Source organism: Streptomyces phyllanthi, from assembly GCF_009377205.1.
Taxonomy (GTDB): Bacteria; Actinomycetota; Actinomycetes; order Streptomycetales; family Streptomycetaceae; genus Streptomyces; species Streptomyces phyllanthi.
This window is the reverse complement of record NZ_VJZE01000675.1, coordinates 2,501-3,549: the sequence shown is the minus strand read 5'-3', so window position 1 is coordinate 3,549 and position 1,049 is coordinate 2,501. Positions and strand designations below refer to the sequence as shown.

Below are 1,049 nucleotides of genomic sequence, written 5' to 3'. Positions count from 1 at the left end.
CCTACACCCTTACCCCGGGACAACCACCGCCCGGGATGGACTACCTTCCTGCGTCACCCCATCACTCACCTACTACCAGCTCGGGCCACCGGCTCCACCACTCCCCTCAACTCCGAAGAGATCAGGGCGGCTTCACGGGCTTAGCATCACTGGATTCAATGTTTGACGCTTCACAGCGGGTACCGGAATATCAACCGGTTATCCATCGACTACGCCTGTCGGCCTCGCCTTAGGTCCCGACTTACCCTGGGCAGATCAGCTTGACCCAGGAACCCTTAGTCAATCGGCGCACACGTTTCCCACGTGTGAATCGCTACTCATGCCTGCATTCTCACTCGTGAACCGTCCACAACTCGCTTCCGCGGCTGCTTCACCCGGCACACGACGCTCCCCTACCCATCACAGTCCCCGTTAGGAGTATGTACTGCAATGACACGACTTCGGCGGTACGCTTGAGCCCCGCTACATTGTCGGCGCGGAATCACTAGACCAGTGAGCTATTACGCACTCTTTCAAGGGTGGCTGCTTCTAAGCCAACCTCCTGGTTGTCTCTGCGACTCCACATCCTTTCCCACTTAGCGTACGCTTAGGGGCCTTAGTCGATGCTCTGGGCTGTTTCCCTCTCGACCATGGAGCTTATCCCCCACAGTCTCACTGCCGCGCTCTCACTTACCGGCATTCGGAGTTTGGCTAAGGTCAGTAACCCGGTAGGGCCCATCGCCTATCCAGTGCTCTACCTCCGGCAAGAAACACACGACGCTGCACCTAAATGCATTTCGGGGAGAACCAGCTATCACGGAGTTTGATTGGCCTTTCACCCCTAACCACAGGTCATCCCCCAGGTTTTCAACCCTGGTGGGTTCGGCCCTCCACACGGTCTTACCCGCGCTTCAGCCTGCCCATGGCTAGATCACTCCGCTTCGGGTCTTGAGCGCGCTACTGAATCGCCCTATTCGGACTCGCTTTCGCTACGGCTACCCCACCCGGGTTAACCTCGCAACACACCGCAAACTCGCAGGCTCATTCTTCAAAAGGCACGCAGTCACGAG

The 1,049-nt window shown here is 57.9% G+C and carries 1 rRNA gene (cut by a window edge); it reads right to left on the bottom strand.

Annotated elements, in window-relative coordinates:
• Positions 1-1,049 (bottom strand): 23S ribosomal RNA (locus FNH04_RS43180) (its annotated part continues 651 nt past the right edge of the window); the annotation flags it as partial.